The organism is Pseudenhygromyxa sp. WMMC2535 (assembly GCF_011083025.2).
This window is the reverse complement of sequence record NZ_JABJWV010000001.1, coordinates 6,967,195-6,981,196: the sequence shown is the minus strand read 5'-3', so window position 1 is coordinate 6,981,196 and position 14,002 is coordinate 6,967,195. Positions and strand designations below refer to the sequence as shown.

The following is a 14,002-nucleotide window of genomic DNA, read 5'->3' as shown; positions in this document are numbered from 1 at the left end:
GGTGTTGCGAGCAAGCGAAGCAAGCAATGACCGTGAAAGTCAGGCCCTACCGCCGAGGCGGCTGGGAGGTCGACATCGTGCTCACCCTCGACAACGGACAAACCCTCCGCAGGCGCGTCAAATCGCCCGTGGCGTCCAAGTCAGGCTCCCTCCGCTGGGGCCGCGAGCGCGAGCGTCACCTCATCAAACACGGGCCCGATTCCAAACCAACCCCGCGACCCAAGCGCCAGCGGCCCTCGGCGCCCACGTCCAACACCCAACCGCAGGGCCAACCCGCCACGGAGGTCCCGACGCTCGCCGCGTTCGCCCCCCGCTACATCGAGGGCTACGCCCGAGCCAACCGCGAGAAACCCAGCTCGATCGACTCGAAGGAATCGATCCTGCGCAACCACCTGATCCCCGCGTTCGGAGACACCCGCCTGGACGAGCTCGTCCAGGAGGACGTCCAGCTGCTCAAGGCCAAGATGAGCGAGCTGAGCAACAAAACCGTCAACAACACGCTGACGGTGCTCAACACGCTCCTCAAGTGCGCCGTCGAGTGGGACGTGATCGCCGAGCACCCGGTCAAGATCCGGCTGCTCAAGGTCACGCAGCCTCGCGTCGTGTTCTACGACTTCGAGGACTTCGAGCGCCTGGTCACCGCGGCCGGCAAGCACGATGATCGTGCGCTGCTGGTCGTCCTCCTCGGAGGCGAGGCCGGTCTACGCCGCGGCGAGATCATGGCCCTCGAGTGGACCAGGGTGGACTTTCGTCGGCGCCAGCTGACGATCGATCAAGCCGAGTGGAAGGGTCACGTGGGTCTGCCCAAGGGCAACAAGATCCGCGTGATCCCGATGACCTCGCGCTTGTGTGCAGCGCTCCAGGCTCACCGCCACCTTCGAGGTTCACGCGTGCTCGTCCGAGACGACGGCCAGACTGCGACAGCCAAGGTGATCGAGAAGTGGCTCCACGCCGCCCAGCGGATCGCCAGCTTGCCCGACAAGGGGCCGCATACGTTAAGGCACAGCTTCTGCAGTCACCTCGCCATGCGCGGCGTCCCTGCGCGCGCGATCCAGGAGCTCGCCGGCCACGTGAACCTGTCGACGACGCAACGCTACATGCACCTGTCCCCGGCCGCACTCGACCGGGCGATAAGGGCACTCGAGGAGCCACCGCCGACCCCGGCGCGAAGCTCCAACGAGTAGCGCCCGCTCTCCAAACGTCCCCTTATTTTGGAGACATTCTGGAGACGGGCTCTCCCCGATCAGAATTCCTGAACAATTCCGATCACTTGAACCATGGAGGCGCCGGGAGTCGAACCCGAGCCCAGCGCGGCCAGCTCGCTACTGGAGCGTATGCGAGCTGCGCCGCGGCTGAACGGGATCGCGCTCGTCGGCGATCGGCAAGCCCTCGCCCAGGAAGCGCGCGACCGCGACGGTCACGTTGTCGGGGCCCCCGTTGGCGCACGCGGCCTCGGTCAGCGCACGGCAGCAGCGCACCGGGTCGTCGAAGCGCAGCATGATCTCGAGGATGCCGTCGTCGTCGAGGGGGCCCGTGAGCCCGTCGCTGCACATCAAGAGCACGTCGCCGGCGCAGACCGGCGCGACCACGATCTCGGGCTGGATCACCGCCTGGACACCGAGGGCCTGGAGCAGCACGTTGCGGTGCTCGTAGCTGCGGGCTTCTTCGGGGGTCAGCTGTCCGGTGGCGACCATCTGGCCGACGATGCTGTGGTCCGTGGTCAACTGATGCAGCGTCCGACCGCGGCGGAGGTAGGCCCGGGAGTCGCCCACGTGGACGATGTGGACCTCGTGGCCGTAGGTCAGCGCGCCGGTCATGGTCGTGCCCATGCCGCGCTTGCCGGGGTGCGTGTGGGCGTAGTCGGCGATCGCCCGGTTGGCCCCAACCACCGCCGAGAGCAAGGCCTCCTGCACGCTGCTGACCTCGTGCAGGGCCGTGGCCATCATCAGCTGATCGTAGAGGGTCTCGGACGCGATCTTGGACGCGATGTCCCCCGCCGCGGCGCCGCCCATGCCGTCGCAGACGCCGATCAGGCCGACGCTCTCGTCGAGCTGTTGGATGGTCGTCCCTGGCCGAAGACCGCGCTCACCAGTGGTGATGTTCGCAACGACGAAGGAGTCTTCGTTGCGCTCGCGGACGCAGCCGATCTCGGTGCGGGCGAAGAGTTCGACGCGGCTCACGGGTCCTGCCTCAGGCGAAAGATCTGGTCTCCGACTCGGAACATGCCCCCCACGGGCACGCTGACCGGGCCGCGGATGCGCAGGTAGGTGCCGTTGGCCGAGTCGAGGTCCTCGAGCAGCACCGTCATGTTGTTGTCTTGTACGGCCATGCGCAGCCGGGCGTGTGCGCGGCTCAGGAAGCTGTCGCTGGGGAAGACGATCTGGCCTTCCTCGCGGCCGATGATCATCTCCTTGCCGCGCAGGTGGTAGCGATCGTCGTCGATCTCCCCCACGCAGATCCGCACGAGGATCGCCCACGGCGGCTTGACCGGGGTGCCGAAACCGCGGACCTGGTGGCTGTCGAGGGAGCTCTCCTGCCACGCGCCGTCGAGACGATCGAGGCGCAGCAGCTGGTTGCCGAGCAGGAAGTGATCTCCGGGGTAGACCGCGGCCGGCTCGGTCAGGCGCAGGTAGACGCCGTTGCGCGAGCCGAGGTCGACGAGGTGGACCCCGCCGCCCTCGAGGGGCGTGAGCTGAGCGTGACGCGGCGAGACGAAGGGATCCCCCGGGAAGGCGATGGAGGAATTCCGGCCGATCTCGACGCCGTGGCTGGGCACCGGGAAGCTCTCGCCCTCCTGGCCGTCGCGGCCCACGAGCACGACGCGCAGCCCGGTCCCCGTCGACTGCGCGACGGCACCCGAGGGCCCCCAGCTCTGCACCGGCGCGCCGCCGTAGTTGCTGTAGCCCTGGGCGTAGGCCTGATGGGGCGGCGACTGGGGCGGCGACTGGGGCGACGACTGGGGCGGCTGGGGCGAAGACGGAGGCTGCTGGGGCAAAGACCCGAAGTCCGGCCCCGGCTCGTAACCCTGGGGCAGCGAGACCGATCCGCTGTCGTAGGTCCCCACGCTCCCGCTGACGAGCGCGGCGTCTTCTGGCGCGATCGGCTCGGCGTGGGCCTCCGCATGAAAGCGGGGCCGCGGCGCGTTGTCTGCGCTCGCGCTGGGGTCGAGGTTCGGGTAGCCGCCGGGCCGCGGCTTGGGAGGCGCGGCCTTGCGGGTGCCCTGCTGCGGGGGCTGCTGCGACTTTTTCTGGGTGTAGGGGGCAGCGGCGGCCGCTGCCACGGCTGCCGCCGCCGCTGGAGCCGGCTGCCCGCCGCCGCTCGAGTCCCCGGCGTCGAAGCCCGAGTAGACCGGCCGAGGCCGAGGCGCTGGGCGACGTCGTCCCCGCGGCACGGGGTTGTCGGGCTCGTCGGGTGGCGGCGCCTCGGGGCGGACGGGCTGCGGCGGGACGAAGGGCTGGAGCTGCGGTCGCGCGGCCGCCGGAGCGAGCTCGGTGCGCTCGCGGATCGGCATGCGCCGCGGGGCGTCGCTCTGGTCGCCAAAGAGCGTGTGCACGCTCAGCGATCCCGTGGACGGCCTAGGTAAACGCTGATCCTGCGACTGACCGCAGACCTGGCAAAAAGTGCCTGCGCCCGCGATGTGGGAGCCGCAGCGCGAACACTTGCGGCCACCGCGGGATGGACCAGGAAGCTGCACGCGCAGCTCATAGTCACACACGAGGCAGTGCGGCACGTCGGCGGGATTTTCGGTCCCGCAGGCCGGGCATGGGAGCGTGTCGGGCATCGGTCCGGATCCGATTGGGCTTCGCGCTGTCGGGGCTTTGCCGTCCTCGGCCTGCATGCGAGCCGGCTTCGCCGGACCCGCGGACGGGATGGGCCTTGAAAGGCCCCGCGGGCTGGGATAGACCGCGTTGCCAGGCTGCCGAGGTTATCGACCACCCCCGAGCCCGTCAATCATCGACAGCTCGCCCCGGAGACTGCTCTGCCCGACCACGAGAACGCCTCGCAGGACTCGACCCCAAGCCCAAGCCGGGTGAGGGTCGCGTTCGCGCGTCTGCCAGCCATGTCGGTCCTGCTCCTCGGGACCCTGGCCGCCTGTGCACCGATCGTTCGGCCGGCTCCTTTCGAGGGCGCGCGATCTCAGGTCACCGACACCAGCTTGCTCGGGCCCTTCGACGGACAGATCGTCGACGAGTCCACGGGCGAGCCCGTCCAGGACGCGGTCGTCGTCGGGGTCTGGTCCTACGATCGCGGCGACGGCTTCATCGCCCCCGACGGCTCCGAGGTCGTCTCGGTCCAGACCGACGAGGCGGGGCGCTACCGCATCGGCAAGGCGCCCCTCGACAAGCGCGGCGCCAGCTTGCGCCTCGTGTCCTTCCACCTGCTCGTCTACAAGCGCGGCTACGCGGGCTACCGCTCCGACACCCTGCGCGCGGGCGGAGCTCGGCGGGACTTCACCGGGCGGCACAATCGCATCGAGCTCAGCAAGTGGCGCGAGCGCGACTCCCACGCCGAGCACCTGCTCTTCATGGCCCCGCCCAGGGAGATCCGCCGGGTGTCCGGGTGGGAGCAGCGTGAGGCCAACCTCGACCTCTACGAGGCGCTGGGCGGCCGCCTGCCAGGCGCCGGGCCCGACCCCGACAGCGCCTCCGATCCCGGCCAGACCCCCGACGAAGCCACCGAGCGCGAGATGTGGCTCGAGGCCACGGGTCTGATCTCGCCCGAGGACATCAGCATGCGCACCGGCTTCGACGGCGAGTTCGCCATCGAGGACGTCGGCGACTTCCCGCGCAGCAACTTCTATCACGGCGTGCTCTTCCGCGCCCTGGATCTCGGCATCGAGTACGACTTCTCCTTCCGGATCTGGCAGGCCCCTCCCGGCGGCCTCGATCCCGTGGTCGAGATCTTCCGCGACAACCTCCCGGTCGAGACCAGCCCCGAGGTCACTCCCGAGACCTGGATCTACGAGGAGCCGAGCACGAACTACCGCGGCGTCGCCTTCATCGATCGCGAGCAGGACACTGGCGTCCTCGTCAGCTGCGGTCCCGCGCAGTGCATCGACATGGAAACGGCGATCATCCTGGCCAAGTTCATCCACGGCCGCCTCGATCGCCTCGAGCTCCTGCCCGCCCCCGAGCCGACCGAAGCGGAGACAGAGGGCGAGACCGAGACTGGGATCGAAGCTGGGACCGAGACTGGGACCGAGACTGGGACCGAGACTGGGACCGAGACCGAAGACGCCGGCTCCGACGACGCGCCCGACTCAGACGCCGACGATCCCGAGGCGGACCCCGACTCCGACGAGCCCGACCCCGACGCGGCCGACTCCGACGAGCCCGACTCCGACGAGCCCGACTCGGACGCGGCCGATCCCGACGAGACCGAGCCCGAGACCGACCCCGAGGAGCCCTCGCCATGATCCGCACCCTGCGACGCCGCGGCCCGATCACCATGGTGGCTGCCGCCTTGCTCGCCGGGCTCCTCGGCGCCTCGCCTGCGGCCGCCTGGGATCCCTCCACCACGCACCAGGGCCTGCTCGAGGCCGCCGTCACCCGCAGCGCCATGCACTTGCGCTGGATGGACGCCAGCGAGCTCGAGCGTGGGCTGTTCAGCGACCTGCGCGTCGACCCCGACTCGCTCGCGCCCGAGCAGCGCCGGCTCCTCGCCCTCGCCCTGCGTCAGGCTCATGTCGACGTCGGCGCCCGCCCCCTGGGTGGTCCCGGCAGCTGCCCGCGCGCCGACGCCCCGCCGGAGACCCAGCGTTTTTGTGTCGACCGCGACCTGTGGCAGCAGCCCGCCCTGGGCTGGCTGCGCCTGGGCATGGTCGCCGAGGTCAGCCCGCCGAGCCGGCACCTGCACCACTTCGTCGACCGCGAGTCGCCCGAGGCCCTGCGCTGGTCCGACCCGGAGCTGCCCGCCTCCACCCTGCGCGCGCGCCAAGCCAGGAGCAACGGCGAGCCCGCCGCCGGCATCTTCACCCGCACCAACTTCTCGGGTGAGGCCGCCTCGGCCATCGCCTGGCTCGGAGACACCAAGGATCTCCTCGCGCCGCCCCAGACCTTCGCCCACCTCGAGCTGGCCAGCACCGCCCCGAGCCAGGACGAGCGCGACCAGCACCTGGCCCTCGCCCTCGTCGGCGTCGGCGCCCTCCTCCACGTGCTCCAGGACCTCACGGTCCCGGCCCACGCCCGCGGCGACGCCACCGCCTTCTTCAGCCCCCTCTCCCCCGCGGCCGGCGACCGTGGCCTGCCTCTCCAGGAGTTCGTGCGCTACGAGTACGGGCGGCGAGATCTCCCTGGGCTCCCGCCTCTGCCCAGCGCGCCGCCCACCGGCGAGCCCCTCGCCACCACCCTCATCGGCCACGTCCTCGGCGAGGGCAGCTACGTCGGCGTCGTCAGCCTGTCTGCGCGGCGCTACTTCTCCGAGTCCAGCGTGCCCGCGCCGCGCTTCCTCGACGACACCCTGAGCGCCTCCGAGGCCGCCTCGGTGCTGCTCGGCGACGACCATGGTCTGGCCGCCGCCGAGGTCGACGGCGCCGTGCTCTCGCCCTGGCCGGCCCAGCGCGGCTACCTGCTCAGCCCCACCGGCCGCGCCCTGGCGGCCTTCGACCTCGACCTCGAGGGCCGCGTCCGCCCCTACCTCGACGAGACCTGCTACCGCGATCAAGCCGCCAGGCTGATCCCCGCAGCCGCCGAGGTCTCGCGCTCGCTCCTCGATCTGCTGTGGCCCGACTGGCCGCAGACCCAGCGCAGCGGCGGCAGCTTGACCCTCACCCTCCCCGCGTGGACCAGCGCCTCGCTGTCGATCTACGTCGAGGATGAGCACGGCGAGCGTCGGCTCTCGAGCGAGCACCCGCTGACCCCCGGTGGTGCGACCCAGGTCGCTCTTGGTGAGGCTGGCGGCGAGCAGGCCAAGGGCTCCCGGGTCGTGCTCGTCCTCGTGGCCGACCGCAGCCCCGGGCCGCCGCTGATCCTCGAGCGGGTCCTCGGCGACGCAGAGAGCTTTGGGAGCACCCCGAGCCCCACGGCTGCCGAGTCCGAGGCTTTGGACGAGAGCAAGCCCAGCCTCGACGAGAACGAGCTGGAGACCGAGGACGAGTCGGGCCTCGAGAGCGAGGCCGACCCCGACGCCGAGCTAGATCCCGAGGCTGCCGAGCCCGACACTGCCGAGCCCGAGGCTGCCGAGCCCGACGCTGCCGAGCCCGACGCTGCCGAGCCCGACGCTGCCGAGCCCGACGCCGACGCTGAGCCGGGCCCCGCTCCGATCGCCCCCGTCCCGCTCTAGAGCGGCGACCAGTTTGGAGGCGCGCTCTCAGGTGCGTCTGGGCGGTCTCGTGGCGAGGAGCGAGGCCGAAGCTGTGGTGGACCCACTGCGAGCGCCGAGCGACAACGACCACGGGACCGCCCAGATGTGCCTGAGAGTGTGAATTCAAACCGGTCGCCGCTCTAGGAGCAGTAGCGCGGGCTCAGCAGCAGCGCGGGCTCTCGGCTCAACGGCGGCGTGGGCTCTTCTTCTTGCCCTGCGCGCGGCCGCTCTTCTTGCGCTGGCCGCCCTGCCCCTTGCCGCGCGAACCGCTGCCCCGGGCTCGCTGTGGCTTGGCCTGCGACTGCTTGGCCTGCGACTGCTTGGCCTGCGACTGCTTGGTCTGCGCTGGGGGAGGCTCGGCGGCCTCGTCCTCGCTCGCCTCCTCCGGCTCGAGCGGCTCGGGCTCGGGGAGCGCGTCCACGGCCGCGCGCAGAGAGAGCAGGCCCAGGTGCCGAGGCGCGACGGCCAGGCCGAGGGCCAGCAGCTCCCTGGCCCTCGCGGTGTCCTCGTCCTCCACGGCCTCGCGCAGCCCGGCCTCGCGAGCACCGACGAAGCCGGGATCGAGGGCCAATATCTGCTCGGCCAGGGCCTCGCGCGAGGCGCTGTCCTCGGGCGCGCAGGCGAGCAGCTGCCAGGCGAGGAAGAGCGCCCGCAGGTGCGGGTCGTCGCAGCGCTCGGCGGCGGCGGCGAAGCTCGAGGCAGCCTCCTCCCCTTCACCGAGCTCGAGGGCCACGCGGCCGAGCTCCCAGTGCGCCCACTCGAACTCGGGCGCGCAGCGGAGCACCCGGCGCAGCTCCGCCCGAGCGCCGCGCAGCTCCCCTGCTCGGCGCAGCAGCTGACCGAGGCGAAAGCGAGGCAGGGGCGCGTCCTCGTCGAAGTCGAGGCGCCGGCGCAGCAGCTTGCGCTCGGCTCGGTGGCTGAGCTCGCCGTGCTCCTCGAACAGGCCCTCGCGGTACTCTCCCTCGTCGTCGTAGAGCAGGCTCATCTCGGCGACGAGGCCCAAGGCGAGCTTGATCACGCTCGAGGCGTAGGGCGCCCGCTGGCCGTCGTCTTCCACGAGCACGACCTCGCCGCCCTCTTGCCAGGGGTCCGCGGGCACGACCAGGAGCGCGAGCCCGAGCTCGCCGATCACCCGGTCCTCGGCCGCGAGCATGCCGGCCTCGCTGGCCTCCCGCGTGGCCGCGACCTGCTCGATCAAGCTGAAGATCCGCGCCTCGCCGCTAGCGAGGTCGAAGCCGTCCCAGCGTCGCCACAAGACGAGCGCCTCGTCTGGCAACGCGGGAAGCTGCGCCTGCTCGGCCACGGCCTGCTCGGAGGCCGGCTCACCGACCTCGTGCAGGCCGATGGGCGCGTCGATCAGGCGGTCTTCAATTCGGTCGAGGATCGCCTCGATGCTGCGCTCTCGTCGTCGGCTCACCAGCCGCGGAGAGTATCACGGCACGCCCTCGCTTTCGGCGACGATCTCGGCGGGATCCGGGGTGTGCTCCGCCCCCACGGCGCTCGCGGACAGCCACAGCGTGGCCAGCGCGCCGACCGTCGCCGCCAGCGCGCCGACGAAGACGAAGAACAAGGAGCGCACGTACATGTGCCGAGCGCTGAGGGCCCGCGGCGCCGCGCCGCGAAGCCCTTGGGCCTGCGGCAGCTCCCGGGCTTCGCACGCGTGCGACGACTCCGCTGGCGGGGTCTGCGAGAGATCCGCGTCGAGGCTCACCGCGGCCAGGGCCTCGGCCAGCGCCTCGACGCTCTGAAAGCGCTGCGCGGGGTTCTTGGCCAGCGCTCGGGCGTAGATCGCCGCGAGCGTGGCATCGACGGGGCGCCCAGCGAGGGCCTCCAGGCTGACGGGCGCCACCTTCATCTGCGCCTTGATCACCGCTGCCCGCGACTTGCCCGTGAAGGGCACCTTGCCCGTGAGCAACTCGCCGAGGAGCACGCCCAGCGCATAGATGTCGCTGCGCGCGTCGACGCCTCCGCAGGCCTGCTCTGGGGCCATGTATTCCGGCGTCCCCACGATCACCCCGTCTTCGGAGATCCGCTCGGAGTCCTCTGCGCCCCCCTTCCCCTCGCCCTTGCTCCCCACCCTCGCCGCCACGCCGAGGTCGACGATCTTCACCGCCTCGCGGCCGCGCTCGTCGAGGGTGACGTAGCAGTTCTCCGGCTTGATGTCGCGATGCACGACGCCCGCGGCGTGGATCGCCGCCACGCCTCGACAGACCTGGAGGATCAACCCGCGGACCACCGCCCAGGGCAAGCCCTCGGGGTTTTGGGTGATCTTTGCCCGCAGGTCTCCGCCCTCGAGCAGCTCCATGACCAAGAAGAGCACCCCCTCCGGCGTGCTCCCGAAGTCGAACACCTCGACGACGTTTCGGTGGCGAATGCGGGCGCTCAGCCGCGCCTCTCGCATGAAGCGTGCCGTGGCGTGGTGGCGATCGCTGAAGAGCTCTCCGAGCACCTTGACCGCGACCCGCCGCCCGAGGCCCACGTGCTCCGCCAAGAACACCGCCGCCATCCCCCCCTCGCCGAGGCGACGCTCGAGGCGGTAGCGCTGCGCGAGGATCAACGGCGGCGCCCCCTCTCCCAGCTCGAGGATCTCGTCCATGCTCGGGCCGCGCTCCCGGTGCTCGCGCAGTGGGCTGGTGTCGTCGCTCTCATCATCGATCCGCGACGGGACCCCTGCCTCTTTCTCGACCTTCAGGTCCACAATATCGACGGGGACCTGCCTCCGACCAAAGCGATATTCGGACCCCTCGTTCACGCCTTCGCGTGCACGTTCAAACGGCACCGTCATGCACCCATCATGAGGCCGAGTGCCGGCACCTGGTCACGCAATAAATGCCTCTCTGACCAGACTGGTCTAGGTCACGAAGTCGCCACCGAGACCAAGCCGATTCCCGCTCGCAACACCTGCGCGAACGACAGGCTCCAGGGCTGCAGTCGCTCGGGAGACACCCACGGGTGTGCCTACGCCGCTATCGGAAAAATTCGTTGGAGGAATCTACAGATCCACTCGAGGAGACTCTTGGACTCAGCGCTTCGCAGCCAACGAACAGGCACGGCCACCAAGAACGGTCACCAGGGACCGACTCGCGCAGGTGTATCTCGCGGACCCAGACAAGAGGTTGGGGCGGGACCGGCTATCGAACACCTCGGGACCTGCCGCAAAGACCGTTGCCAGACATGGACAATCTCCGCGATGTCGACCCAGGCATAGGCACAACCATCCCCTCCCTCCATCAAACCAACGCGCCGTCAGGCGCGGGCAGGAGGTGGGGGCGGTTCAGGACTCCAGCTTGAACACGGACTTGGGCACGCTGATGCCCTTCTCGGTGATCTCGGCGATGAACGCAGGCACCGTCCCCGTCGGCCGGAATTCCGTGCTCCCGTCGGAGGTCTTCATCGCCCGGAAGATCGGCATGTGCACGATCTGGTTACCCTCCTTGACGCGGGGCTCGACCAGTTCGATGACCTGCATCGCCTCGCCGTTGACGCCCACGCTGACGCGGACCAGGAGGTCCACGGAACGGGCCAGGGCCACCGTCAGCGCCTGGATGGCGCCGCTGGCGACGGTGCTCAGCGCGGCCAGGCGACTCAGCGCGTGGGCCGAGTCGATCCCCCACAAGGAGATGACCGCCCCCGCCGTCGCCCCGGAGAAGGCGTCGATCACCGCGGCCGCGTCCTCGTGGCGACAGCGCTGGGAGACCAGGAGATCGACCCCGCCCCGCAAGAGCACACCGAGGGCGTCGGAGAGGTGGACAGTGTCGGAGGGATCGGTGATCCGCCGGACCTGGACCCAGCTCGGCCGGCTCGCGCCGAGGCGGCCCGTGTCCGAGATGCAGACCACCCGCATGTCGTCGGGGACCTCGCCCGCGAGGGCGTGCATGAAGCGATCGAGGTTGACGCCGCCCGAGGCCGAGATCAGCAGGCGCCGAGATCCGCGGATCGCCGCGCGCAGGACCTCGCGCATGTCGTCGCTGAGCACCTGCTCCTGAACCAGCGCCGACAGGTTGTTGGCGTCGGTGCGGATCCGCCGGAGGTTGAGCACCGGGGTCTCGACCTGCGTCGGCGGCAGCAGGGCGTACATGTAGAAGCCGTCGGAGACCTTGCCCTCGAGGATCTGCGCGCCCTCGACAAGAAAGCCCCACTGCCTGGCCATGCGCCGACAGGCCAGGACCAGGGCGCGCTCCCCCGAGAAGCGGCGCTGCACGAGCTCGGCGCGGCTGGTCTTGGAGCTCCCGCCCTCGCGGACGATGCGGATCCCTCCCCCGCCGACGACCTGGATCTCGACGACCTCGTCGTCTTGCATCAGCTCGGTCAGCGGCCCGAGTTCGAGGAGCTCGCGAGTGATCCGCCCCTTGAGCGGCTCGATCTCGATCTCGGCCTCGATCTCTCCGCTGCGCTGGAGCTCGGCGATCATCGAGTCGATCAGCGCCTCCGCGCTCTTGCGATCGCTGTCGGAGACGGCCGCGGCCTTGAGTGGATCGAGGCCCTCGATGTTGACCAGCGCCGTCTGCAGCACCCGGCTGGTGATGCGATCGAGGTAGACGCTCTCGACCCCCGGCGCGGCCACGCGGCGCGCCGAGGTGAACAAGGTGCTGTCGTCTTCCTCATCCTCGCCCGCGGGCAGGGCCTCGCCGCGATCGCGCTCCTCCGGCGGGACCGCCACGGGCGTGCGCCGGGTCTTGCCGTCGGGGCCAGCGATGGGCAGCTCGGTGCGCTCCCGCGGGGCGATCGCCGCGTCGTCGCCCTCGAGCATCAGGATGTAGTCGCCGACGTAGATGCGATCCGAGCGGCGGACCCGGCGCGGCTGCACGATCCGTCGCCCGTTTACGTAGGTGCCGTTGGTGCTCTCGAGATCGAGGACCTCGACGGTGCCGTCGACCCGTCGAAAGCGCAGGTGGTGCTTGGACACGTTCGCGCGGTCGAGCAGGAGGTTGTTGTCCTCCTCACGGCCGACCGTGAACTGATCACCTTCGAAAGCGAAGCGCTGCGTCCGGCCGCCCTTTTCGTGAACCACGATCGAGAGCACGAAGGTGGAGTACCCCGAGGGACCCCTCTCACTCAAGCGCCCTCATCGCCGATCATTCGAGTCAGGCCGCCCCGGGCGTCCCTCGGAGGACTCCTCGGGTCCACCTCGCCAAACGCGCACCCTTTTCGGAGTCTCTTGTCTCACGGTGTATTTGGCCAAACTCGGGCGGCCTCGCCCCCCACCACACCCGTCACGCCATCGCAGGGGTCGGTCCGGCGAGATTCCGCTCGAAGAGCGCGAGCACGCGCGCCCATTGACGCTGTGCCGCGGTCTCGTCGTAGGCGGGCAGATCCCTCACCGCGAAACCGTGGCCAGCTCCCGGGTAGCGCTCGAGCTGGTAGTTCGCTACAGCTCGTCGAGATCGTCGAGTTCGTCCTCGAGACGATCGAGCTCGTCTGCGCTGACCTTCGCCAGGGGCGCCGAGCGCTTCTCGACGCTCGCTCCCTCTGCTGGCACTGGCTGCGGCGCCGGGCGGATCCACCGGCGCGCGGCGTAGACCACCGCCACCAGGGCCAGGATCGCCCCGAGGATCACCGCCACCAGGATCTCGCTTTGCTGGGCCTTGCCCATCTTCTCCTCGCCAAAGCGCGAGACCAAGGCGGTCTCGATCTCCTTGCGGTCCATGCCCTCCTTGGCGAGGCCGACGATGTCGTCCTCGAGGTCGCGGGCGGCCTGTGAGGGGCAGCTGGCGATGGAGCGCCCCGGGCAGTAGGGCGAGGGCATGTCGTTGGCGACCTCGCGCGCGACGGCCTCGGCCTGTAGGTCTGCGGGATCTGGCTGAGCGGGTGAGCTCATCGGAGCGCAAACGTATCAGCCCGTGGCGCGACGCACCACGGGCTGATGGACGGTCAGGTGTCGCGCCGCGCGCGGCTTGCCTGCCCTACTTCTTCTTCTTGGGCGGCTTGAGCACCGGATCGCAGAATTTCTCCCACTTCTTGGCTTCCTTCTCGTTCGAGAGGTCAGGGAGCTCCATGGGGGCGCCGATCTGATCGGAGTAGCTCACGACCTTGCCCTCGGCCACGGTCCACAGCGCGTCCTGACGCTTGATCTCCTTCTCGTCACCGTCGTTGTAGGCCACCGGATAGCCGTTCATGACCAGCTCGTGGGCCTCGATGATGTTGGAGATGTACTTGGACTTGCTGAGGATCTCCTGGCCCTCGGCCGCGAACAGGCGCTGCTGCCAGCCGTCGACGTGGGGGATGAAGGCGCGCTTGAACTGATCCCAGTTCTCGGCCTCGGGACTACCGGGCTCCGCACCCACGGCCTTGTCACCCTCGGACTTCATCTTGTCGCGGAGGCAGCGCAGCTCCTTCCAGTAGGTCTGCATCTGCTTGGAGTGCTTCTTGTCCCACTTGTAGAGGTGCTTTTCGCCCTCTGGGTCCTTGCGGTTCCAGGCCGCGAGCTCCTCCGCCGTGGGCGGCGGCAGCTCCGAGGTGGGGATCTCCGTCTTCTTCTTGCCGTCTTCCTTCTTGGAGTCGGTCTTCTCCTCATCCTCGTCGGCCTTTTGCATGGCCGAGACGACGTCCTTGCTCTCTCCGCTGGAGCAGGCCAGCAGGGCCAGAGACAAAATCCCGGCGAGGCCGAGGGTGCCGTGGGGGAGCTTGGGACGGGACAGCATGCGGTTCTCCTTTGGGGCCCTCGCGCAGGGTGCGGACCCATGCGCTGGCGCGGCTCACT

At 70.0% G+C, this 14,002-nt stretch carries 11 protein-coding genes; 3 read left to right on the top strand and 8 right to left on the bottom strand.

The features are described 5' to 3' along the window. Nucleotides 1-26: 26 nt before the first annotated feature. Nucleotides 27-1,184 carry a site-specific integrase gene (locus G6O69_RS27115; protein ID WP_172306406.1) on the top strand — a complete coding sequence of 386 codons (1,158 nt, stop codon included), beginning with the start codon at nucleotides 27-29 and terminating at the stop codon, nucleotides 1,182-1,184. Between the two features lie 138 nt (nucleotides 1,185-1,322). On the opposite strand, the gene G6O69_RS27110 is transcribed toward G6O69_RS27115, so the two are convergent. Continuing rightward, on the bottom strand, nucleotides 1,323-2,180 hold the full coding sequence (locus G6O69_RS27110) for a protein phosphatase 2C domain-containing protein (protein WP_172306405.1): 858 nt from the start codon (nucleotides 2,178-2,180) through the stop codon (nucleotides 1,323-1,325). Further along, nucleotides 2,177-3,781 (bottom strand): FHA domain-containing protein, encoded by a 1,605-nt coding sequence (locus G6O69_RS27105; RefSeq protein ID WP_176397116.1) that lies wholly within the window; start codon nucleotides 3,779-3,781, stop codon nucleotides 2,177-2,179. The genes G6O69_RS27110 and G6O69_RS27105 overlap by 4 nt, the downstream gene beginning before the upstream one ends. 279 nt (nucleotides 3,782-4,060) lie before the next feature. Between G6O69_RS27105 and G6O69_RS27100 the strand changes: the two genes are divergently transcribed. Together G6O69_RS27100 and G6O69_RS27095 are read left to right on the top strand one after the other, a co-directional pair. After that, nucleotides 4,061-5,416, top strand: a complete 1,356-nt coding sequence (locus tag G6O69_RS27100) for a carboxypeptidase-like regulatory domain-containing protein (RefSeq protein ID WP_172306403.1) — start codon at nucleotides 4,061-4,063, stop codon at nucleotides 5,414-5,416. Beyond that, on the top strand, nucleotides 5,413-7,281 hold the full coding sequence (locus G6O69_RS27095; protein ID WP_172301275.1) for a hypothetical protein: 1,869 nt from the start codon (nucleotides 5,413-5,415) through the stop codon (nucleotides 7,279-7,281). Before G6O69_RS27100 ends, G6O69_RS27095 begins: the two co-directional genes overlap by 4 nt. Before the next feature lie 205 nt (nucleotides 7,282-7,486). Here G6O69_RS27095 and G6O69_RS27090 read toward each other — a convergent pair whose 3' ends face one another. The 6 genes from G6O69_RS27090 to G6O69_RS27070 form a co-directional block, all read right to left on the bottom strand. Beyond that, nucleotides 7,487-8,719, bottom strand: coding sequence for a hypothetical protein (locus G6O69_RS27090; RefSeq protein WP_172306402.1), 1,233 nt, complete (start codon nucleotides 8,717-8,719; stop codon nucleotides 7,487-7,489). 15 nt (nucleotides 8,720-8,734) lie between these two features. Then, nucleotides 8,735-10,054, bottom strand: a complete 1,320-nt coding sequence (locus G6O69_RS27085; RefSeq protein WP_172306401.1) for a serine/threonine-protein kinase — start codon at nucleotides 10,052-10,054, stop codon at nucleotides 8,735-8,737. 522 nt (nucleotides 10,055-10,576) lie between these two features. Beyond that, nucleotides 10,577-12,325, bottom strand: a complete 1,749-nt coding sequence (locus tag G6O69_RS27080) for an FHA domain-containing protein (RefSeq protein ID WP_172306400.1) — start codon at nucleotides 12,323-12,325, stop codon at nucleotides 10,577-10,579. 190 nt (nucleotides 12,326-12,515) lie between these two features. Continuing rightward, nucleotides 12,516-12,623, bottom strand: coding sequence for a hypothetical protein (locus tag G6O69_RS42380; protein WP_346017087.1), 108 nt, complete (start codon nucleotides 12,621-12,623; stop codon nucleotides 12,516-12,518). A 47-nt stretch (nucleotides 12,624-12,670) separates the two neighbouring features. Beyond that, nucleotides 12,671-13,120: a cytochrome c-type biogenesis protein CcmH gene (locus G6O69_RS40630; protein ID WP_255215890.1), complete on the bottom strand. Its 450-nt coding sequence runs from the start codon at nucleotides 13,118-13,120 to the stop codon at nucleotides 12,671-12,673. A gap of 85 nt (nucleotides 13,121-13,205) precedes the next feature. After that, nucleotides 13,206-13,943 carry a hypothetical protein gene (locus G6O69_RS27070; protein ID WP_172306398.1) on the bottom strand — a complete coding sequence of 246 codons (738 nt, stop codon included), beginning with the start codon at nucleotides 13,941-13,943 and terminating at the stop codon, nucleotides 13,206-13,208. Nucleotides 13,944-14,002 lie beyond the last annotated feature (59 nt).